The sequence below is a fragment of the Ferrimonas sediminum genome, from assembly GCF_900100175.1.
GTDB classification, from domain to species: Bacteria; Pseudomonadota; Gammaproteobacteria; order Enterobacterales; family Shewanellaceae; genus Ferrimonas; species Ferrimonas sediminum.
This window is the reverse complement of sequence record NZ_FNEM01000008.1, coordinates 156,421-177,845: the sequence shown is the minus strand read 5'-3', so window position 1 is coordinate 177,845 and position 21,425 is coordinate 156,421. Positions and strand designations below refer to the sequence as shown.

16 protein-coding genes and 2 pseudogenes are annotated in these 21,425 nt (G+C 51.8%); 8 read left to right on the top strand and 10 right to left on the bottom strand.

Features of this window, described 5'->3' with window-relative positions; all coding sequences use genetic code 11:
• On the top strand, positions 1-545 hold a 545-nt coding region (locus tag BLT77_RS11350), incomplete at its 5' end, for an IS5 family transposase (RefSeq protein WP_143026621.1).
• Positions 546-599: 54 nt separating this feature from the next.
• Here the strand turns inward: BLT77_RS11350 and BLT77_RS20500 are convergent.
• From BLT77_RS20500 to BLT77_RS11325, 4 genes and pseudogenes are all read right to left on the bottom strand, one after another.
• Positions 600-946, bottom strand: a pseudogene (locus BLT77_RS20500) (IS3 family transposase); the annotation flags it as partial.
• A gap of 156 nt (positions 947-1,102) precedes the next feature.
• Positions 1,103-2,812: a DUF2326 domain-containing protein gene (locus BLT77_RS11340; RefSeq protein ID WP_090365380.1), complete on the bottom strand. Its 1,710-nt coding sequence runs from the start codon at positions 2,810-2,812 to the stop codon at positions 1,103-1,105.
• Positions 2,813-3,044: 232 nt separating this feature from the next.
• The gene (locus tag BLT77_RS11330; protein ID WP_090365378.1) at positions 3,045-3,998 is read right to left on the bottom strand and encodes an SMEK domain-containing protein; all 954 of its coding nucleotides are present in this window, start codon (positions 3,996-3,998) and stop codon (positions 3,045-3,047) included.
• A gap of 465 nt (positions 3,999-4,463) precedes the next feature.
• Entirely contained in the window at positions 4,464-4,775 is a 312-nt protein-coding gene (locus tag BLT77_RS11325; protein ID WP_090365377.1) for a helix-turn-helix domain-containing protein, read from the bottom strand.
• A 170-nt stretch (positions 4,776-4,945) separates the two neighbouring features.
• Between BLT77_RS11325 and BLT77_RS11320 the strand changes: the two genes are divergently transcribed.
• Both BLT77_RS11320 and BLT77_RS11315 read left to right on the top strand, forming a co-directional pair.
• Positions 4,946-5,473, top strand: coding sequence for a hypothetical protein (locus BLT77_RS11320; RefSeq protein ID WP_143026619.1), 528 nt, complete (start codon positions 4,946-4,948; stop codon positions 5,471-5,473).
• 3 nt (positions 5,474-5,476) lie between these two features.
• Positions 5,477-6,853, top strand: coding sequence for a DEAD/DEAH box helicase (locus BLT77_RS11315; RefSeq protein ID WP_090365375.1), 1,377 nt, complete (start codon positions 5,477-5,479; stop codon positions 6,851-6,853).
• 190 nt (positions 6,854-7,043) lie between these two features.
• On the opposite strand, the gene BLT77_RS11310 is transcribed toward BLT77_RS11315, so the two are convergent.
• The 4 genes and pseudogenes from BLT77_RS11310 to smc all read right to left on the bottom strand — a co-directional run bounded on the left by BLT77_RS11310 (position 7,044) and on the right by smc (position 14,605).
• On the bottom strand, positions 7,044-8,993 hold the full coding sequence (locus BLT77_RS11310; RefSeq protein ID WP_090365374.1) for a BRCT domain-containing protein: 1,950 nt from the start codon (positions 8,991-8,993) through the stop codon (positions 7,044-7,046).
• A gap of 40 nt (positions 8,994-9,033) precedes the next feature.
• Positions 9,034-10,095, bottom strand: a pseudogene (gene ligA / locus BLT77_RS11305) (NAD-dependent DNA ligase LigA); the annotation flags it as partial.
• Positions 10,096-10,178: 83 nt separating this feature from the next.
• Entirely contained in the window at positions 10,179-11,132 is a 954-nt protein-coding gene (gene zipA / locus BLT77_RS11300; RefSeq protein WP_090365372.1) for a cell division protein ZipA, read from the bottom strand.
• A gap of 23 nt (positions 11,133-11,155) precedes the next feature.
• On the bottom strand, positions 11,156-14,605 hold the full coding sequence (gene smc / locus BLT77_RS11295) for a chromosome segregation protein SMC (protein WP_090365371.1): 3,450 nt from the start codon (positions 14,603-14,605) through the stop codon (positions 11,156-11,158).
• 159 nt (positions 14,606-14,764) lie between these two features.
• Between smc and cysZ the strand changes: the two genes are divergently transcribed.
• Entirely contained in the window at positions 14,765-15,520 is a 756-nt protein-coding gene (gene cysZ, locus BLT77_RS11290; protein WP_090365370.1) for a sulfate transporter CysZ, read from the top strand.
• A gap of 32 nt (positions 15,521-15,552) precedes the next feature.
• Here the strand turns inward: cysZ and BLT77_RS11285 are convergent, their stop codons facing one another.
• Positions 15,553-16,101 (bottom strand): isochorismatase family protein, encoded by a 549-nt coding sequence (locus BLT77_RS11285; protein WP_090365369.1) that lies wholly within the window; start codon positions 16,099-16,101, stop codon positions 15,553-15,555.
• Between the two features lie 336 nt (positions 16,102-16,437).
• On the opposite strand from BLT77_RS11285, the gene BLT77_RS11280 reads away from it, so the two are divergent.
• Positions 16,438-18,669 (top strand): carbohydrate binding family 9 domain-containing protein, encoded by a 2,232-nt coding sequence (locus tag BLT77_RS11280; RefSeq protein ID WP_176819292.1) that lies wholly within the window; start codon positions 16,438-16,440, stop codon positions 18,667-18,669.
• Positions 18,670-18,893: 224 nt separating this feature from the next.
• Positions 18,894-19,400 carry a hypothetical protein gene (locus BLT77_RS11275; protein WP_090365367.1) on the top strand — a complete coding sequence of 169 codons (507 nt, stop codon included), beginning with the start codon at positions 18,894-18,896 and terminating at the stop codon, positions 19,398-19,400.
• A 26-nt stretch (positions 19,401-19,426) separates the two neighbouring features.
• Here the strand turns inward: BLT77_RS11275 and BLT77_RS11270 are convergent, their stop codons facing one another.
• Positions 19,427-19,804, bottom strand: coding sequence for a winged helix-turn-helix transcriptional regulator (locus BLT77_RS11270; protein WP_090365366.1), 378 nt, complete (start codon positions 19,802-19,804; stop codon positions 19,427-19,429).
• Between the two features lie 102 nt (positions 19,805-19,906).
• Here BLT77_RS11270 and nfsB point away from each other — a divergent pair, with 102 nt between their 5' ends.
• On the top strand, positions 19,907-20,563 hold the full coding sequence (nfsB, locus tag BLT77_RS11265; RefSeq protein WP_090365365.1) for an oxygen-insensitive NAD(P)H nitroreductase: 657 nt from the start codon (positions 19,907-19,909) through the stop codon (positions 20,561-20,563).
• A gap of 228 nt (positions 20,564-20,791) precedes the next feature.
• Complete coding sequence (locus BLT77_RS11260; protein ID WP_090365364.1) at positions 20,792-21,277, top strand: MarR family winged helix-turn-helix transcriptional regulator; 486 nt, start codon at positions 20,792-20,794, stop codon at positions 21,275-21,277.
• Positions 21,278-21,425 lie beyond the last annotated feature (148 nt).

Genomic DNA, 21,425 nt, shown 5'->3' with positions numbered 1-21,425 from the left:
TAAAGGTCTATGGCGAAGGAGAATGGAAAACTCGTAAGCACGGCAAGGAGAAACGCCGAACCTGGCGCAAACTCCACCTGGCTGTAGATGCTGCAACCCACGAGGTGGTGGCCGCCGAAATCAGCCTGGTTAATGTGGCTGATAACGAAGTGCTGCCGACCATGCTTAACCCGTTGAGAAGGCAAATTGGCCAAGTATCCGCAGACGGCGCTTACGACACTAAGGAGTGCCACAAACTGCTGCAACGCAAGCGGTCAAAACCTACCATTCCGCCGCGTTCAAATGCCGGATACTGGGAAGATGGTCATCCCCGAAATGACGCTGTTCAAGCGCTGAAAGATGGCGAGTTGAGCCAGTGGAAAAAGGACAACAACTATCACCAGCGTTCTTTGTCTGAGACGGCGATGTATCGTTACAAGCAACTCATTAGCCCTAAGCTCAGCCTGCGTGATTACGATGCTCAGGTTGGTGAAGCATTGGCTGGCGTCAAAGCGATGAACAAAGTCATAAGACTAGGTATGCCTGTTCGTCAGATGGTCAACTAAGTCCAGGAAAGCCCTTGGGAGCGGTCTTTCCAGAAAATGAATTGATCAACAACGCCGCTTGTGACTCCAGGCATGCCCCCAGCGGCGCAGTATCTTAAACAGCTTACTGAAGCCATAGGCCGGATAGCGCTCTACAGCCTGCTGAAGCGCCAGAATGACGGCGTCGTTCCGACTGCTATTGGGTCGATAGCGATAGACCGAATCACTGATGCCAACAATCCGACAAGCTCTGCGAAGGCTGACGCCATAAGACTGCTTTGCGTAATCAACCAACTGTCGTCGTATTGCAGGCATTACAGCTTTTTTTCGATGATGTCCTTGAGGATCTTATGGTCCAGGCTGAGTTCGGCGAACATCTGCTTCAGGCGCCGATTCTCATCTTCCAGCTCCTTCAGGCGTTCTCCCTTTGGCTCAGTGTAAGCCGGAGAACTCTAATGTGGAATGCCCTGAGTTTAGGGGATGTTTACAGATGCTTAGAGGCCCCTACGGAGGAAACTTTCCGAAATGGATCGACGGTAGGGGCCACGAAATTCTATATAATATTACGACTAACTAGATTATCTTTCTTGATAATGCTCTTTTAAGAATCGATCGGACTTAGTAAAGTGAGCAATCGCATAATAGTCCAAACTAAAATCAAGCAAAGCTAAGTCCCCAGGGTGTAACTTGTCTTCATTCAAAGTGAGAATATACTGTTTTGATAAAGACTCTCCAACACTGTGGTGAGCAAAATTCAAGCTTTTAACGAGTGTGTCTTGGTCAACGTCAAAAATATTATCATGAATCAGCAAGCCAGGATGGTGGTCGCTATTCTTCATATTTAACATACTGATGTCATAAATAAAGACTTTCTCTCTCTCGTTACTATGACTTCCATCATCAAAGATTCTGAGCTCAATTTGTAAAATATCCTTTCGGTCAGTTGTTTGAATCTCAAAGTGACAGCGATTATTTCCCATAATACTTTTATGGGCTTTGAATATTTCCTCTTTAAGAGCCTCAATTCTTTCTTGACCTTCAAAAATATGAGCGTCCAAGATAGCGACCTGATTAATTTTATCCTGCTTCTTTCTCTTTAGTTGCCTTTCGTAATCATCATGCTTTCCAATAAAAGAACTCAATTGAGATTGTTCATCTAGCTTTTTCTGATAAATTGTAATAACTTTCTTCAGTGAGCGAAGGTTTCCAGAACTATCAAGAAGCTTTGCTTTGGATTTGTAGCAATCTTCAATACTTATAATCTTGTCGGTTAAGTTTCTGACTTCCTTCTGAAGAAAGACTCTTCTTTCATTAAGAAGTGAATGTTGAAACTCGTCAATTTTGTTTTTGAATGACTGTACCTCATCAAGATTCTTTTTAATGCTGTCTCCCAACCCAGAGCTAAATTTATTATACAAGAGGGAAAGCTCATCACTATCAATAAAGACATTTCCTCTAAATAACTTGATCTTGCTCAGTTCAGCTTTGTGTACACCGAGCTTTGCCCTTAGTGAATCCAACTGATCATCTAGAGCTATAAGTTCATCTCTAACTATTTCGTAGGATGATGATGATTCTAGCTTTTCAAGCTCGGATTTAATTTCGGACAGCTGATCTTTCAGCTCGTTCAAGTCAGCATTTACTTCTGAATAATCCTTTCCGGTAATCAACTCAATATCTTTCTTGAGCTTTGTTTTTGCCTTAGTTAAAGTGTCTATCTCACCGACTAATGACTTTGCTTCTTCATATGATTCTGGAGATATCCCAAGGAAAAATAGATGTGGAGAATAGTCGGAAGGAATCCTTTTGGATGTATCGTGGCACTTCACGATTGACTTGAATTCCGATTTTTCGTCCCTTGCTATCAGATTAACAATAGAGCGAAATGAAGGAAGGTATGCTTCATTGCCTTTTTGATATAACTGAGATAGTTTCTTGAGGCATTGCTTATAGTCAATACTTGTATATTGGCTATCATTTACACTAAGTGTAATTAGTTCTGGATCATGAAAAGAGCGCTTAACAACAACTTTTGAGCCTCCAAGCTCAAAGTCTAAACAAATATAGTGATCTAGTGGAAAAATTTTCTTGGGAATTTTTGATACCCTGCTATCGGATGCTCTTTTCATTAAGCAATAGTTAATGAACTCGATACAAAGAGACTTACCAACACCGTTAGTTTTATCCGAGGAGTCATCTGTCTGTCCTAGTATGATGTTAAATCCATCTCTAAAAGTTATTGGCTCGAACATCTCTGGCTCAGAAAATAGTTTTTTTAGTTTGAGCATTTTAGCACCAAATATGGGTCTTTGAACTCCAGAAGATCGACGGAGTAAAGGAAAATCATTGCGCAGTAGATTGACTTGACCGAGTAAGAATTTGATTTAATCAGATTCTCAGCAGCTTCGAAAATGCTAACCTCGCCTGTCTCAGAGTTTTCTAGAAGGGAGAGTATCTTCCCGCCTACATAAGCAGGAGAGTTTGTCAGCAGTTCATCTTTTGTGAATATGTTTGCCATGGCTATGTCTCGTTAGGAAACACATTGCATCGGGTTAATTCTGTCACGAGATAAAATTCAATAGCAGTTTCATCATACTCTATTCCTTTGGAATAAAGCAAACTGCAGTACTCGTCAGTAAGTTTAGCCAACGCTTCTTTGGGGTTATTATTGCTATTTGTTAATACTTGATCGCTATGCTTTTGTAAGTACAGTGAGCGCTTCAAAACTTCTGGGGTGCTTGTTGGTGTGCTTTCTTCGATCTGAACTAGCATCGGTCCATAGATTGCGTACAATTGTACAAATCTGGTTTTTAGGCTACCGGCGTGATCTTTGAACCTTCTGTTGATCTTCTTATTCGGATCAGGGTTATCACTTTTTCCTTTTCCAGTGTCACCGTTAGCTTGATTACTAAGAACGTCAATCAATGCAATAATGGTATTAACTTCTTTTGGAATGTTTAATGTGTCTTGCTTTTCTCCAAACTCTATTGTTAATAAATCCAAGATTTCCTTGATTACAGGTACATCCAGAGTAGTAATCTTATTGACTAAAGTTCCTGGATCCCAAATGTCATTCACTGTGTCAATTTGGAATATGCCATCAGTACCAATATATCTTTCTCTATGCTTTGATTTTTTTACGAGGTTTAGAATTACTAGTCGCTCGTAAGTCTTGTGGTGTTGGTAACTGATAAACTTAGATACCGTTTCCTTTGTCTTCTTCAAGGCTGATGTGGATGTGACCTGAATGGCAATACTATTTTCAGTATCAGTTAGGTCAATTGCCTCTGTATTAAGCTTGAGCTCATTTTCATTGCTAAGCTTGTACCCATAAATTAAATTGAGCAAACGACAATAAAAGTTCTCAGAGTGTAGGTTCACATCTGTCAAGTTAGCAGATGTGTTAGAGTCTACCCGAAAGGATAGTTCTGAAAGGTATGCACTTATTTTGGGGATGTACTCAGCTCTTTTCACTGCTCTACCTAATTAATAGTGCATTTTTACCACTTCATTTGAACGAAAAATGCCATTAACAAAACTCTCTCAATACTAGCAGTAAAAATGCAAGTAAATCAAGCTTTTAAGTGTGATAATCATCTTGATTACTTCCAGGCTGAGAGCAGCAAACATGCCATATTTGTAGAAATCTCAATCGATGTTATGCTAGATAATATTACATACTGAGAGATTTTCTTAGATGCATGTATTTATTCAGACCAAAGGGGTCATAGTGAGTTGAAACACCATTCAGGTCACCGAGTGTACAACCCGTCAGGTCACTGGAGGCATCCAATAGCTGCTTTTGGCGCCAAAGCCAGCATCAACTGCTTACCTGGTGTCTCGATTACCAAAGAGAGCGTCAGAGCTCCTGACGCCACATTTCAGCTATCGAAACGTCTACTCGTAAGCGTTACACATGGGATAATGCTTCACCTGACTTTAGTCTCCTTTACTTCTGAGCTTTTCTAGCAACAATTGCCGTTCTTGTTCAGTCAAGCCTTCGATCAGGCAAACAAGCTCTGCCGAGCTTTCGGACTGGCAGAAGAAATATGCAACAGGAACTCCAAGTTCCTTGGCTATTCGTTCCAATGTCTCAATGTCCGGCATATGCCGGCCCTTTTCGTAGTGGTTCATGCGGCTGCTCGCCGAACTCGGCTCCAGGCCGATTCTAAGACCCAGTTCCCTTTGGCTGATACCAACGTTCGCTCGAGCCTGCTTGAGTCGCAGAGGGAAAGGGTTGCGGTTTTGCACTGATGAGTCATCTGAGTTGGCCTTTGGTGCTTAGATTGTCTAAGTTTTGGGTAATCCGGTATACTTAGGAATCCTAAGCAAGGAGAGTGCTGGTGTCTATAGGTGTCGAAAGTGACGCCTTTCCAAAGGACAGGAGTGATTAGGCGATAATTATTTGATAGGTGGCAATTTTGGCGCAACGTCAGTCAGTGAGGCTCGATCCTGGATTGCTCGCACTGCTTCAAGAGCAGAAAGGCGAGACCTTTACCGTACAATCTTTGGTGGACAGTTATGCCGACAGGTTCGGCCTTGGTACTAATACCTCAATGACCGAGTTGCGCAAGTGGCTTTATCGTCGTTTGACGTACCTAGTCAAGCGCCAGTTTCTTACCAAGCACGACCTAGACGGCGAGCCGGCAGAGTACCTGGTAACGTCAGTTTTCCAGCAGATGATTATGGTTGACCAGCCAAGCGTTGCGGTTGATGTAGCGGGTGAATCCGCAAAACTGAAAGAGCTAAGGCGCCGCTTAAGCCAATACCATGTCGACATGCTGGCTTGTGCGGGTGAATGCAAGGAATACCAGCAACTGGTTACCGAATTTCCGCACTTGCGATCAGACATCGAACAGATGCATCAAGCGGCCAAAGACCACAGTTCCGAACTATTAGGCCAAATTCGGGCCATCAACAAGATCCTCCAACAATCCTTATCGAACTGACCTATGAGACTTAGACAATGGCAGAGGGAGTGTGTAAAGCTCGCTCTAGAGCGCTATCGCGCGCACCCACACTTTTTGTGCCTTGCTACTCCTGGAGCGGGCAAAAGCATGATGTCTGCGGAATTAGCTGCAAACCTCTACAGAGCGGGAAAGATCGATTTCATTCTTTGTTTTGCGCCCTCAAGGGAGGTTGCGGCTGGGCTCGCCTCAACATTTGAGCGTCAAGTGGGGCAACGGTTTGATGGACAGATCGGAGCAATAGGTGGAGCCTACACCTACCAATCGATGGCATACCTGGACTCAGTATTTTGGGAGATGCTTGATCGATATCGGGTGTTTGTTGTATTCGATGAAATCCATCATTGTGCAGGGTCCAATCTCAATAGTGCTAACAGCTGGGGTGAAGAGATTCTTAGGCACATTCAAGATCGGGCAGCTTACACCTTGGCGCTGACCGGTACCCCTTGGCGCTCAGATAAACGTCCGATCGTGCTGTCTCGCTACGGTATAAATGGTATAGAGTGTGACTACGTGTACGGTTTGCGCGATGCCGTTCTTGATGGGGTATGCCGTAAACCCAATATAGTGCTTATCGACAACGATAAATTGGCCATTGAGGAGGAAGGAAAGCATCAAGAATTTGCAGGTATTTCTGCTCTCTTAACGGGCTCAAAGAGGGCTTATAGATCGATACTGCACAATGAAACGGCTCTACGCCATTGTTTGGAGATTGGCGTCGAGAAGCTAAATCACCTCAGACGAAGTAACTCGGCTGCTGCGGGCCTGGTTGTAGCCTCCTCAGTTTCCCATGCCAGAAAGGTTCTTCAGATACTTAAAGAGCAGCTGGGCCAATCAGCCTCACTTGTCACCTATCGGGAAAACAACGCACGTCAGGTCATCAGTCATTTCAGGCTAGGGGACCAGCCGTGGATAGTGAGTGTTGGTATGATCAGCGAAGGCACAGACATACCCAGAATTCAGGTGTGTTGTCATTTAAGCTCAATCACCACTGAACTTTACTTTCGCCAAATCTTGGGAAGGGGGATTCGGATCACCCCAGAATGCGATGGTGATACTTGGCTATACACATTCGCTGAGCCCAAGATCGTTGAATATGCCAATCGCATTGCAGAAGATCTCCCCGAGCATCAGATTGTATTTCAAGAAACAGAGCATACTTCTGACATAACGACACCTGAGCGGCCGTGTAGTCCAAAGTCATCAGCAGAAAATCCCTCGACTTACGATGGGACTAGTTCTCTGATGAGTGAGGAGTGGAGTGTACATGTATCGGAGCCCAGTGCTGTCGATAAACCACGCTCGATGGAGTTTCTTGGTGCTTTCACTCAAAAATTGTGTGGGCTTGTCCTTCCAACCTAAACCCCAAAAGCCATGAGGCCATCCGCATCCTAAAGCTGATGCAAGTTGTGAATTGCCGCGATTGAGTGAACCGTTCTTACCGCTATGAGGGTTACCTTTTTCTTTGTTGAATGTTTCGTTACAATCAATCAAAGCCGGTAACCCTCAGTTTTTCAAACCAAGTGTCAGGTAAAATCTGAACTAACCCAATTTAACTGGATAAAAACAAATCCAAGTACTGTTGCTCTGTAAGTACCTGAACTCCTTTTTCTGCGGCGGCCTTTATTTTACTTTCGCCAACTTTTTCACCAGTAACCAAATAATCCGTTTTACCAGTGACCGACTTAGCTGGCTTTGCACCTAGTAATTTTGCTTTCTTCTCCATGTCTCCACGAGATCCTTGTATCATTTTCCCGGTAAAGACAATAGTTTTTCCTGCTATAGGTGAATCCGTTGTGTTGGTTTCGGATGCCTTTGGAGTTTCTGCTAAGTTAAAACCCAACCCGTAGACTCTAAGAAACTCATCTTTTATTTTCCCTAGGCCTTCAACAATAGATTCAGCGCTAAGTTTAGCAAAGCCATCAATGGATATCATTTGATCCACCGATAAACTAAGTAAATCTAGAATGGAATGATGTTGAAGGAGCTTTTCACAATTCCCTGCTCCCAAACGGTTTACACCAAATGCTGCAAGAAAACGCCAATCTTCTACTTCAATCTCTCGACTAGCTCTCAGTTGATCAATCAGATTCTGAGAAGTTTTTTCACCAAACCCGAAACGAATCAGTTGATTCACTGAAAGACCATAAACCTGATGAATATGGTCCACACCAAATAGATGCAGTTTCTCTATGACTTTAGGGCCAAATCCATCGTTGTTTCCTAATGTCTTAAAAAAGTGGATGAGTGTATTCTCTTTTCTAGCAGGACAATTTGAATTATTGCAAACAAGGTGATCTCCCTTCCATTCAAGAGAAGATCTACAGCTAGGACAAAGCTCTGGAATCTCCGGCTCGGCTCTCTTCACTACTTCTTCGATTTTTGGGATCACCAAGCCGCTGCGCACCAACCTAACCACAGCCCCGGGCCCTACTCCGTTGTTTTCTACCATTTTGTAATGATGAACGGTAGCTCTGCTGATCGTTGCACCACTTAACTTTGTCGGTTTCAAATCTGCTACAGGTGTTACACGTCCTGTTCTTGAAGTCTGAGGGATAATTTTTAATACTTCAACTTCGGCGGATTCGGCATTAACTTTAAAAGCAATTTGCCATCTATGATGCTTTCTAGTTGCCCCCATATGCTCTTTAATTTTGTCATTTTCAACTTCAAGAATGACCCCATCAACATCGTAATCAACAGCATTCCAAATCTGTTCTACTATCGAGTCAAAGTCAGACTGGAGCTCTTTGTAGTGACCAGTCCAATTCTCAATCAATGAGAAAGGATAGAAAACACAAGCCCCTTTATCGATGGCCTTTTGAACATTTTCATCAACTTTCTTTTCAGCAATAATCGCTGCTTGAATATTTCTAGAGTTCTCAAAAAATTGACTCAGAATGTCATCAAAGTAGCTTTTCTTAATAACTATTTCGCCGGGACCTAATCCGCGCTGTGCACTATTGGCGACTTTCAGACCTCTAGCGAAAGCTCTTGTGATATCTTGACCTCGAACACCATCGCCACGAGTATATAAAGTCTTCCCATCGTCGTAAGCGGCATAGCCATCTAGTTTTGGGGTTACGCGGATCAGTACATCAGCAGAGTCAACTTGAATTTCTTCTGCTGCCTTCAAAACCCTATCAATCCATTTTTTGATCTCACTAAATGAATAAGCTTTATCTGTAGACAACATTTTTTTAGGTAATGGAACAGTTTTACTCTCAACCAACACTTCGGGCTCGACAGCCGTTAGATAAGGGTGATTTGGATCCTTATTCGTCAACGCCGAAATTAAAGCGTCGTATTGATGGTCAGAAATAATTGGATCACCGGCTCGATACAATGCATTGGCAATCTTCAAGCTAGCGACAAATTCATCATCAGAAAGGTTATCAAATACTCGTTCTCCAAAAGCAGTTTCAATGACGTTTAAATCGACATTCAAATTGAGCTTATTAATGATTGAAATCTGCTTATCGTTAAATTCAAAGTTTGACATGACGACCTTCCAATTACCTTGCTACGACTTCTGACATTGTGTTATGGCTAGTTCTATTTGAAACTGTCTGGGGTAAGGTGACACCCATGGCGCCGGTACGACCCACCTGAAACTCCACCTCTTCCAGTTCGGTGATCTCCTCCTGAGCCGGGAACTTGCTGGCGATGGCCCAGCGTGGTGCCCGGGCCACAAAGCCCAGCTGCTTCTGGCTGGCGATGCTGTCCACCTTATTGACCACTCCGTCGATCTCGTAGGGCAGTTGCGGACGTCGGGACAATATGTCGTCGAAATAGGCGATCACATTTTGCTGACCGGTCACCAGCTTAATCTCCGGTGACACCGGCAAGCCCCAACCTTTTAGAGTTTGCAACTGCTGGTAATGGCTGACCGGCAACGGCGCGCACTCGTTCTCCACCACCCCGAGGCTGTAGGCGTAAAAGCTCAGTGGGCGGGTGGCGGTGATCTTTGAGTCCAACTGGCGCAGACTGCCTGCCGCGGCATTACGCGGATTGGCAAAGGTCTTCTCCCCCTTGGACTGCGCCCGCTCGTTAAAGGCATCAAAGCCAGCGGTGGGCATAAAGACTTCGCCGCGAACCTCCAACACCTCTGGGTAATCTTCGCCGTGCAACACCAGGGGGATCGCCTTGATAGTGCGAACATTTTCAGTGATGTTTTCACCTGTCGTGCCATCACCTCGGGTCGCGGCAGACACCAGCTGGCCCGCTTCATAGATCAGACTGACGGCCAGACCATCCAGCTTGGGTTCGCAGCAGAAGGTGATCGCCTCGTCCCCCAGCAAGCCAGAGACTCGCTCATAGAAACTGATGAATTCATCGCCGCTCATGGCGTTGTCCAGCGACAGCATCGGCACCCTGTGGGTGATCTGGCTGAATTTCTCCAGCGCCTGGCCGCCCACCCGGGTGGAGGGAGAGTTTGGCAGCCGCAGTTCGGGATGCTGCTGCTCCAGTTGCTGCAGCTGGCGCATCAGCCGATCGTACTCGGCGTCGGGTACCGTGGGCGCGTCCATCACGTAGTAGGCGTGGTTGTGGCGCTCAATCTCTTTACTTAATTGTTCAATGGTTTGTTTTATCGATTCGGTCATAACTAATCAGGCCGCATTACGCGGCCTTTGTCTGTATTGGAGGTGGCTGGTGCGGCCCGCGGCCACACCAGTAAGAAGCGGGATCAGGCCGGCTGGCAGTCGAACTTCTGAATCCGACCCATGTAGCGATCTTTACTCAGTTCATCCCAGGGCTGGTGTGAGTCGTTCAGCACCTGACCTTTGTGCATGTCCGCCAGCGCCTGGGCGGCGCCCAGCATCATGGAGAAGCCTACGGTCTCATCGCATTGATTCGGCAGGGTCATAAACAGCGATACCCCTTCGGTCTCGAACTGTTCCATGGTGTCCGGCTCAAAGGTGCCCGGGTTGACCATGTTGGCCAGGGAATACATCACAGGGCCGCGTCCGGCACTGTCCTGATGACGGTGGAAGATGTTCATCTCGCCAAACTTCATGCCCAGCGTCAGGAAGTTATGCAGCAGTTCGGCCCCCTGAAGCAACTGACCTTCGGCGGCCACCACATGCATCACCAGCACGTCTTCCGGCGGCTGGATCACGGCCGCAGGCTCCGGCTCGGGCTCCGGCTGTTTCAGCTCTTCGGCGCTGAGCAGAGGCGCCATCTCTCCAACCTCGACGACGGCCTCCTGTGCTTCCTGGGCCTGCGTTTCACCCGCCAGCCCCAGCTCAATCTGCTCACCCTGAGGCTCAGATTTGATGGCCGGCTTGCGCACTATCTTGGGGGCCTCTGGCTCAGGCTCAGGTTGCTGCAGATCCTGATCAGCAAACAGATCCGGCTCCTGGCGCTCAGAGGCGCTGCTGATCACCGGCTCCATGGACAGGGTCGGTTCGCGCTCCTGCGGCTCGGTGGTGGGCTCGTGACTGCTGATGGTGCGCACCCGTCCAACGCCGTCGGAATCAAAGCCCTGGGCATCGACACTGCGATCGGCGTCTATGGAGGACATTGGACGAGCCTTCATCTTGCGCGGCTGTTGCCTTCGAATCGACCACAGGCCATGGGCCAGCAAGCCGACAATCGACAGCAATCCAACGACAATTAAAATAATCCGAAAATCATCCATACTGATGCTAAACCTTGTTGTTATTACAATTGAGCCATTGCAGCGGCTTCTTCTACGTTTACGGCAACGATGCGTGACGCGCCAGGCTCATGCATGGTTACCCCGGTCAGCTGGTCAGCCATCTCCATACTGACTTTGTTATGACTAATATAAATAAATTGCACCGTCTCCGACATCTCTTTTACCAAACGGCAGAATCGGCCGACGTTGGCGTCGTCCAGTGGCGCATCGACTTCATCCAGCATACAGAATGGCGCCGGATTCAGGCGGAAGATCGCAAACACCAATGATAAAGCGGTCAGCGCCTTTTCACCACCGGACAACAGGTGAATCGTGGCATTTTTCTTTCCCGGTGGCCGGGCCATGATGGTCACCCCGGTCTCCAGCAGATCGTCGTCGGTCAGAGCCAGGTAGGCACTGCCGCCGCCAAACACCTTGGGGAACAGCTCTCCCAGGCCGCCATTCACCTCATCGAAAGTGGCTTTGAAGCGCTGTCGGGTCTCGCGATCGATCTTGCGAATTGCCGTTTCCAGCGTCTCCAGTGCCTCGGTCAGATCCTTATCCTGTTCATCCAGGTAGGTTTTTCGTTGGGACTGCTGCTCAAACTCTTCAATGGCTGCCAGGTTGATGGCACCCAGGCGTTTAATGCGCTCCCGAACCCTGGCCAGTTGCTCCTGGCACTGATCCACCGCCGCATCCGCCGGCAGTTGATGCAGAACCTGCTGCAGTGACACCTCGGCCTCAGCCAGCAGATCCAGTTGGCCCTGAGCCTGCACCCGCAAGCCTTCGTGCTCCATTTTCAGCTCGGTGATGGTTTCCGCCAGCGCCGTCAACCGTTCAATCTGGCCTCGATTGGCGTCATTGATGCTGGCAAGGCGCTGCTCGACCTCTGCCAGTTGTTCATTGACCGCGGCGATCTGCTGCTCCTGCTCGTGGCGCTGCTCCAGCCCCTGCTCCAGGGCCATCTGCCACTCGCCCAACGGCTCCAGCAACGCCTGCTTGGCCTCCTCGGCCTCCTCCAGGCGGCTCTGCCAGATACCGGCATTGTCCTGCTGCTGCGCCAACTGCGCCTCGACACCCTGGCGGCGGGTCATCAGCGTCTGCTGGGCCAGCGTCATCTGCTGCAGTTGCTGCTGGCGCTGTTGTAGCTGCTGGCGCAACTGGCTGACCTCGGCGGCAGCGCGGCTCCAACCCTCCTGATCTCGCTCCGATTGCGTCCGCTGTTCGTGCAACTGCTCCGCCACCAGCGCTTGTTGCTGCTCCAGATCCAGACTCTGCTCCACCAGTGTTTCGGCGGTGTCCTGCAGCTCCATCAGCTGCTCCTGGGCCTGCTGGCGCTGTTGCTGTTGATGCTCGCATTGGTGGGTCAGTTGCTGCCGACGCATCTGCGCCTGAACCAACTCGGTCTGGCCCTGTCGCCACCGCTGCTCGGTGTCCGCCAGTTGCTGCTTGGCCTGGCTGTGCTGTTGTTCAGTATCGGTCAGTAACCGCTGCTGCTGTTGACGTTGCTGATCCGCATCGGTCTCCAACTGGGTCAGGGCCTGGAGCTCCTCCGCCAGGTTCAGTACCGACGGCTGGCTGTCACCGGCGCGGCGGCAAAAGCCATGGCCCAGCCAGGTGCCGTCCGGCGTCACCACGCTATGGTCACTGTCCAGCTGCGCCAGGCGCTGCCTGGCCTCGGCCAGAGAGTCGGCACAATGCACCCTGGCCAGCCAGGGAGACAGGTTCAGTGGCGACGCCACCTTGGCCAACAAGCTGTCCTTTGACTCCGGAACCTTGGCATCATTGGGCTGCAGGGCGGTCACCGCAGCGGGAATATCGGCCAGATCGCCGTCATCCCCAATCACGACGGCCTGCAGCAGGGACGACAGCACCAGTTCCAGCGCCCCTTGCCAGTGGCTGTCGATCTCCAGCTGCTGCCACAGCCGTGGCAGGCCATCGAAGGGCACCGGCAATGACTGTTTGAGGCCACCAAGCAGCGTTTCGATGCCCTGACGGCGTGCCCGGCGCTCGCCCAGTTGCTGCTGCAGAGCCAACAGTTGCTCCCGGCCCTGCAAGACGCTTTGCTCGCACTCGGCCAGCCATTGCTGACGCTGGCGTTTGTCCTCTTCTGCCTGGGCCTGTTCCAGAGTCAATTGCTCAAGCTGTTCGCTGGCCTGCTGCAGCTGGCGCTCCAGCTCACCGTCTCCGGCTGGCATGCGGTCCTGAATGCGGGCCTGTTGCTGCTGCAACTGGGTCTGCTCACGCCCCAGCGCCAGGCGACGTTCGGCGATGACGTCGTGCTGACGGGTCAGCTCCGACACCTTGTGCTGCTGCTGCTGTTGCTGCTGCTGTTGCACCAGCGCCTGCTCCTGACGGCTCTCCAGTTGTTCCTGCAGCGCCTGCAGCGCTTCGGTAGCCATCTCCAGCTCCGGCTCCAGCTGTTCGCTCTGCTGATCCAGATCATCCCGCTCGGCACTCAGGCGGGCCCGCTGCTGAGCGTCCCCGGCCAACTGCTCGACGGTGCGATCGCGCTCCTGCTGCAACTGCTGATGACGCTGTTTGCCATGGAGGATCTGTTGTTCCAGCCGGGTTACGTCACTGCTGATGCGAAACAACCCCTGCTGCTGCTGATCCAGCCTGGCCTTGAGATCACTCTGGGACTGCTCCAGCGTCATCAGCGCGCTGAGGTCTCCCTGCTGCGCCTCCTGACACTGGCGGTGTTCGGTCTGTTTCTGTGCCAACTGAGCTTCCAGCGCCGTCATGCGATCGCTGACGTCGCGCCAGCGCAGCGCCAACAGCTGGTTCTGCAGGGTATGCTCATTGGCCTTGTGATTGCGGTAGCGACGGGCAGCATCGGCCTGGCGCTGCAGGCGTTCCAGTTGCTGGCCCAGCTCAATGCGTACGTCCGCCAGCCGCTCCAGGTTTTCCCGAGTGTGCTTGATGCGGTTTTCCGTTTCCCGGCGCCGCTCTTTGTATTTGGAGATCCCCGCCGCCTCTTCAATGAACACCCGCAGCTCCTGCGGCCGGGATTCGATCAATCTGGAGATCATCCCCTGTTCGATGATGGCGTAACTGCGGGGACCCAGGCCGGTGCCCATAAAGATGTCGGTAATGTCGCGCCGGCGGCATTTATTGCCGTTAAGAAAATAGCTGGATTGAGCATCGCGATTGACCTGGCGCTTAATCGCCACCTCTTTAAAGGTGGCAAACTGGCCGCCTAAGCGCCCCTGCTCGTTATCAAACACCAACTCAACGCTGGCCAAAGAGCTGGCCGGACGGGAGCCGGAGCCATTGAAGATCACGTCGGTCATGGCGTCGCCACGCAGATTTTTGGCGCTACTCTCCCCCAACACCCAGCGAACGGCGTCAATAACATTGGATTTGCCACAGCCGTTGGGACCGACAATGGCGGTCATCTGAGACGGGAAAGGGACTCTGGTGGGATCGGCAAATGACTTAAAACCCGCCAGTTTTATCTGCTTGAGTCGCATGCGACGATTAAATACTCAACAATTTCAAGGAAAAAGCTCAATAAGGCACTGTACCAAATGCGGCCCGCTTTTGTAACAGCCAGCAACAACCCGGTTGTTGACCTTTTACGCATTTAGCACTCAAAATGGGGTTAACTATCGATTATTTCAGCAGAGATTATGAATCGTCCTGTTATGCCAGAAAGCGCCAGCGGCGCCAGCTACTTCATCAAAGGCTTTGAGCTTATCCGCACCAAGGGGCTGCGACGCTTTGTCCTGATTCCGCTCAGCATCAACCTGGTGCTGTTTGCCGCCGCCTTTTACTGGCTGTTTCAACAACTGTCCGGCTGGATGACCGAGCTGATGGCCAGCCTGCCGACCTGGCTAGACTGGCTGGACTGGGCGCTGTGGCCCCTGGCCGTAGTGACGGTGCTGGTGGTGTTCTCCTTTATCTTCAGTTCCGCCATGAACTGGCTGGCCGCGCCGTTCAACGGCATTCTGGCGGAGCAGGTGGAGCGACGCCTCACCGGTAAGCGCATCAACGACGATGGCTTTGTGGATGTCATTAAAGATGTTCCGCGGGTATTGGGACGAGAGTGGCAGAAACTGAAATACTACCTGCCACGGGCGCTGGTGCTGCTACTGCTGTTTGTGGTACCCGGTATCGGCCAGACGGTGGCCCCGGTGGTGTGGTTTGTGTTTACCGCCTGGATGATGGCCATCCAGTACCTGGATTACCCTTTTGATAACCATAAAGTTCATTTTGGTGAGATGCGCATCGCCATCGGCGCCCGTAAAGGCCCCTCCTTTACCTTTGGTGCCGCCGTGGCGGCGTTTGCCATGATCCCCATCGTTAACCTGGTGGTGATGCCGGTAGCCATCTGCGGTGCCACCGCCATGTGGGTGGACAAGTTCCGCAACGACATCATTCGTTAACAAAGGGGGCCACCAGGCCCCCTTTCGTTTTCTCAGGACAGGGATTTGACCAGCGGCAGGATGGCATCAAACGCTTCATGGTTCGCATCCTGCATCAACTCGTACAGTGCCATCTCCACGCTCGTCAAAGCCACTCCGGATGCCGCCAACCGCGTGAGTGCCAGAGCAAGATTGGCGGGATCCCGGCTCGATACCGCATCGCTGATCACCTCCACCTCATAGCCCGCATCCACCATGCCGCGAGCCGTCTGGTAGACACAGATATGCGCCTCGATGCCGCACACCAGCCACTGGCGGCAATCGTGCCCCGCCAGCGCGCTGGTAACCGCCGCTTCCCGGCAGCCATTAAAGCTGTGCTTGATCACCGGGTGGCTGTGCAGCAATTCCGCCGCCAGCATCGGATGGGTTGGCCCCAGACCTGTCGGATTTTGCTCCAGCCACAGCACCGGCCGATTCAGAAGCCGCATCGCCTGCAGCAACACCCTCAACCGGTTCAGCACCGTCTCGCTGTTGTGGACCAGGGTTGCCAGTCGCCCCTGCACATCTACCAGCACCAGGCCGGTTTGATTCAACTCCAGCATGTTCGCCTCCTGCGCGCCTTTGCACTTTCCCAAGCCAACTGCAGTAATGGCTGTACTTATCATCAGCTTGGCACTCAGTGGCCAAACTGGCAAGCCTCGCTAACGTCGTTGGCGCCGGCCCCAATATTCACCTTAAGCGAAAAAAAGGATTGAGTTATTCTGCCGATGATTTAGACCAAGGAGATAAGCCGGGACCAGACCCGGCCATTGACGGACCGATAACCCAAAAGTAACAAATCCTTACCAGGGCGACTCGATGCAGCCGCTGCGCTATGGCACCATAGCGCAGCCTTCTTGTTACATGGAATCAACACAATGCCAATCCGCTCGGCAGCAATGACAATACTAATAAGCTGCTCCCTGCCCGCCCTCGCTGCCATCGAGGTTCCCAACCACCAAAGCCCGATCCGCATCGACGGTAAATTGGATGAACCGGCCTGGGCAACGGCCCGCCAGGTCGAACTCAGCATCGAAACCCGGCCGGGAGAAAACACCCCGGCACCGGTCACCACCCACGCCTGGCTGACCGCCGACAAAGACACCCTGTATGTGGCATTTGAAGCCCTGGATCCGAACCCGTCGGCCATTCGGGCCAACCTCAGCGATCGTGACAAAGCCTGGGGCGATGACATGGTGGGAATCAAGCTGGATACCTGGAATCAGGGGCGACTGGCCTACCAGTTCTTTATTAACCCGTATGGTGTCCAGCAGGACTCCATCGAGAACGAGCTCACCGGTGAAGAGAGCGACGCCTGGGACGGCATCTGGTACAGCGCCGGCCTGCAGAACGACGCAGGCTATGTGGTCGAAGTGGCCCTGCCGCTGCGCATGTTCAATTTCGACGACAGCCACCAGCACCAGACCTGGGGCATTGAGCTGGTGCGTTTCTGGCCCAGGGACAAAACCTACCGTCTATCCAACACCGAGCTGGATCGCAACATCGCCTGCACCCTTTGCCAGATGAGCGAGATGACCGGCCTGGACAACCTCACCGCCAGCCGTCAATTGCAGATCACCCCGTCACTGACCCTGAGGCGGGACGAAGAGCGCGCCGGCCCAAGCCAGCCATGGGAGCAGGCCGATAAAGTGGATCTGGGGGGCGATCTGCGCTGGAACCTGACTCCGGACACCCTGTTTAACCTGACCATCAACCCGGACTTCTCCCAGGTCGAGGCAGATGCCGGCCAGTTGGACATCAACACCACCTTTGCCCTGTTCTTTCCGGAGAAACGGCCGTTTTATCTGGATAATGCCGATCTGTTTGAGACCTACAGCACCCTGATTCACACCCGCAACCTGGCCGAACCGGAGTTCGGCACCAAGCTGACCGGCGGGCGCGGCGATCACAGTTTTGCCCTGCTGCAAACCCGGGATGAGGAGACCAATTTCCTGCTGCCCGGTAACCTCAGCTCCGACATTGCCGGCCTGGATCGCCGCTCGGATAACCTGGCCCTGCGTTACCGCTATAACCACAGCGACCAGCTCAGCATCGGTGCCATCTCCACCGGTCGCCACAGCGACGACTACCACAACTACACCTTCGGCGTGGATGGCCGCTATGACTTCAACAGCCAGACCTACGCCGAGCTGCTGTTGGTGGGGTCAGACACCCGCTATCCCGACGATTTGGCGGATCAGACCGAAGGCGAGCAGGCCACCCGCAGCCGCCAGACCGATCTGAATGGCTACCACTGGGTGGCAGAGATTCAGCACGACTCCCGCAACTGGGACGGCTTTGCCCTCTATCGCTACATCGACGACGAGTTTCGGGCGGATCTTGGATTTGTGGAAAATACCGACTGGGGCAAGGGGGTCGCCGGCGGCGGTTACACCTGGTACCCGCAGCAGGGCTTTTTCCACAAGATTCGTCTCGGCGGCGATGTGGATGAAACCCGCAACAATGCTGGCGAACGGCTGGAGCAGGAAAGCGAATTCCGCCTCAGTGGCGAAGGGCAGTACCAGAGCTACCTGGCCTTGTGGGGGGTCTCCCGTGAGCGTCGCGGTCGTCGCGAACGGGAGGAGGATCTGGCCATCGAAGGCAACGCGCCGATGTTTGACGAAACCTTTGCCGGCCTCGATATCGAGTTTACTCCCCGTGGCGATCTGGCGCTGGAGCTGCACCTGACCTACGGCGACGACATCGACTTTGCCAACAACCAACTGGGCACCCGCACCCAGATTAACCCCTACTTCAAGTGGCAACCCCTGCCACAACTGGTGGTGGAGCTGGATCATCTGTGGCGGGAGCTGGAGGTGGACGGCGGTACTCTGTTTACCGCCAATCTGTCGGATCTGCGCCTGAGCTGGCAGTTCAATGTACGCAACTTCCTGCGCCTGACCGCCATCTACCGCGATATCGAGCGCGACCCCGGCCTGTATCAATTCGATGAAGTGGACCCAAACACCCGCATATTGTCCACCGAGCTGCTTTACGGCTACAAGCTCAATCCACAGACCGTGTTCTACGCCGGCTACGCCGATGGCCGCTTCAACGACGGCTTCGACGACAATCTGGAACAGCTGGACCGCAGCGTCTTTGCCAAATTCAGCTACGCCTGGCTGTTGTAGCTCGAATCCGGTACTGAGCCAACACAAGCTTGATATAGCTTAGAAAAAGTGCATAAAGTAGGCTGATCGCTCAAGGGCGATCAGCCATCTATTGATAAAGGACTATCGATGACGACTCGCTGTACTTTAAATGCGATGCCAACGGTCGCTACCGGGCCGAAATTCCCGCAGGTCACTACAACTCACTTTACAGCCTGGATCTGCCACAATATGCAAAAACTCAGTTGGAATTCTGGGGCTGGAACCTGCAATTAACAGAAAACCAGACCATCAACATCGCCTTCGACACCATCGAGGTGTATTCCCTGTCGGTATGGGCCAGCAATGGCGGCTCCCGTTCATTGTTTGCCGCGTTCAGGCCCATGCACCTGGCCGCCGCCCAACTCCCCCGCCTCTATTACAAGAACGTTGACGGCATCTCCAAAGCGATAACGGATATCACTCCGACCCTGACGAACAGCGACATTCAGGCCAGCATTGACGGTGAGCCCATATCCTTGATCGACTTCCATTGGAGTTACGAACAAACCGGGCAGTGCAGTGCCGGCAAAGAGTCGCCGTTTCCCGCGGAAGAACTCTGCTCTATGCCGATGGTCATCGCCCAGTTTCGCAAACCGATTCTGGCGCCAGGAAAGCACCTTCTGCGGGTTCGTATTCAAGACCATCTAAGTGGAGTGATAGGTGAAGGGATAACCCACTTCAGTAGCAATTCCATAGGCCTGGGGTTCTAACTCCAGCCCCGACCTCTTGCGAAGACTCAAGACTCAGCCGGTATCTTCGCCTGCTGGCGCAAAATCGGTAAGGCATGCTCCTCACCCCACTCTTTCAGTGCCAACAGAATCGGCTCCAGCGATGCACCGGTGTCGGTGAGGCGGTACTCCACCTTCGGCGGCACCACCGCATACACCTGCCTATGTACCAGGCCAGACGCCTCCAACTCCCGCAACTGCTTGGTCAACATCCGTTGGGTAACCGAGCCCAGTCGCCGCTTCAACTCATTAAAACGCAGCGTTCCTTCAAGCAGATGATACAGAATCATCCCCTTGCCTTTGCCACTGAACAGTTCCAGACTCGCTTCTACCGGGCAGCCCTCCCCCGTATAGGTTTTGCTGCGCCACTTTTTAACAGTATCCATTTTGTACCTATGTATCAAAAATGTGCGTACTTGCTTTAAATACGCGTACACCTATTATACCTCACAAGCCTCAGTTAATCCGATCATCAGGAGATCGCCCCCATGAACCTTATCGACGTTGTACAAACTCGCTATTCCACCAAAGAGTTTGATGCCAATAAGAAAATTCCAGATGAACTGTTCCAGCAAATCAAGGCACTGCTGCGTTACAGCCCGTCGAGCGTGAACTCTCAGCCATGGCACTTTGTGATTGCCCACTCCGATGAGGCCCGCGCCACACTAAGCAAAGGCACCCAGGGACTGTACAGCTTCAACGAAGCCAAGGTTCTCAACGCTTCCCATGTGATTCTGTTCTGTGCCAAAACCGAGATCAACGACGACTACATTCAGCACCTGCTGGAAACCGAAGAGCGGGATGGCCGCTTCGCAGAACCGGCATTCAAAGAGACGGTTAACATGGGTCGTACCATGTTCATCAATATGCATCGCTTCGACCTTAAAGACGCCCAACACTGGATGGAGAAGCAGGTATACCTGAACATGGGCACCGTACTGCTGGGGGCGGCGGCCCTGGGCGTGGACGCACTGCCCATCGAAGGCGTAGACACCAAGGTACTGAACCAGGAGCTGGGATTGCTGGAGCAAGGCTATTCCGCCGTGGCCATGGTGGCCCTGGGCTATCGTAACGACTCAGACTTTAACGCCGGGCTGCCAAAGTCACGCCTGCCGGAAGGTGAGATCTTTACCCAGCTGCCATAGTCATCCGCTGTATTGAGTGAAGCGGCACCAGATAACCGCCCAGGCCGTTACCGGTGCCGCTTCACTGTGATGCCTGTTGCCCCCCAGAATGACAAGGGGCACTGCCCCGGCTTCCCCTGCCCCAGCCGTTTTTTAGCCACTTTGCTCCTCTACGATAAGTTATCAATTGTGTTCTGGTGAGTGGCAGATATACTCGGCCGATAACAACGTTTTTTATTAACTATCGCTATGTCTGACTCGCAATACTGGCCTGAAGTCCTGGTTGAGCTTCGGCGCATCATTCGCGCCACCGACCTGCAATCCAAACGAATGATCAAAGCCTGCGGCCTGACCATCCCTCAGGTGATGGTGCTGCGCTCCATCGACACCCTCGGAGACGTTACCGTACGACGCCTCTCCAACGAGGTGTCCCTGAGTGCCGCCACGGTGACCACCATCCTGAATCGATTGCAGGATCGCGGCTTTATTGAAAGGGTTAGAAGTCAAACCGATAAACGCATCGTCAACGCCAGGCTGACTCCGTCTGGTACCGAAGTTCTGGCCTCGGCGCCACCGCTGCTGCACGAAAAGTTCATCGACCGGTTTGAAAACCTCAAGGAGTGGGAGAAAACACAGATTCTCTCATCATTACAACGTGTTGCATTTATGATGGACGCCGAAAACCTGGATGCTGCCCCTCTGTTGGACATCCAGTCTCCTAATCTCGAAAAATAGAACTCTAACCATTCCAAGGCGGCCCAGGCCGCCTTTTTTATTGCCCCGCCGCCAGAAACTGATTTGAGTTCTAATCATTAATTCAGTAACATACCCGCACGCGCAACATTTTGACTACGGTTGCATTACACCTACCACACACCCCTCC

Excerpts from the sequence above, each read along its gene's own strand:
- BLT77_RS11340 (WP_090365380.1), bottom strand. The coding sequence starts at position 2,812 with ATGCTCAAACTAAAAAAACTATTTTCTGAGCCAGAGATGTTCGAGCCA.
- BLT77_RS11315 (WP_090365375.1), top strand. The coding sequence starts at position 5,477 with ATGAGACTTAGACAATGGCAGAGGGAGTGTGTAAAGCTCGCTCTAGAG.
- BLT77_RS11310 (WP_090365374.1), bottom strand. The coding sequence starts at position 8,993 with ATGTCAAACTTTGAATTTAACGATAAGCAGATTTCAATCATTAATAAG.
- zipA (WP_090365372.1), bottom strand. The coding sequence starts at position 11,132 with ATGGATGATTTTCGGATTATTTTAATTGTCGTTGGATTGCTGTCGATT.
- smc (WP_090365371.1), bottom strand. The coding sequence starts at position 14,605 with ATGCGACTCAAGCAGATAAAACTGGCGGGTTTTAAGTCATTTGCCGAT.
- cysZ (WP_090365370.1), top strand. The coding sequence starts at position 14,765 with ATGAATCGTCCTGTTATGCCAGAAAGCGCCAGCGGCGCCAGCTACTTC.
- BLT77_RS11285 (WP_090365369.1), bottom strand. The coding sequence starts at position 16,101 with ATGCTGGAGTTGAATCAAACCGGCCTGGTGCTGGTAGATGTGCAGGGG.
- BLT77_RS11280 (WP_176819292.1), top strand. The coding sequence starts at position 16,438 with ATGACAATACTAATAAGCTGCTCCCTGCCCGCCCTCGCTGCCATCGAG.
- BLT77_RS11270 (WP_090365366.1), bottom strand. The coding sequence starts at position 19,804 with ATGGATACTGTTAAAAAGTGGCGCAGCAAAACCTATACGGGGGAGGGC.
- nfsB (WP_090365365.1), top strand. The coding sequence starts at position 19,907 with ATGAACCTTATCGACGTTGTACAAACTCGCTATTCCACCAAAGAGTTT.
- BLT77_RS11260 (WP_090365364.1), top strand. The coding sequence starts at position 20,792 with ATGTCTGACTCGCAATACTGGCCTGAAGTCCTGGTTGAGCTTCGGCGC.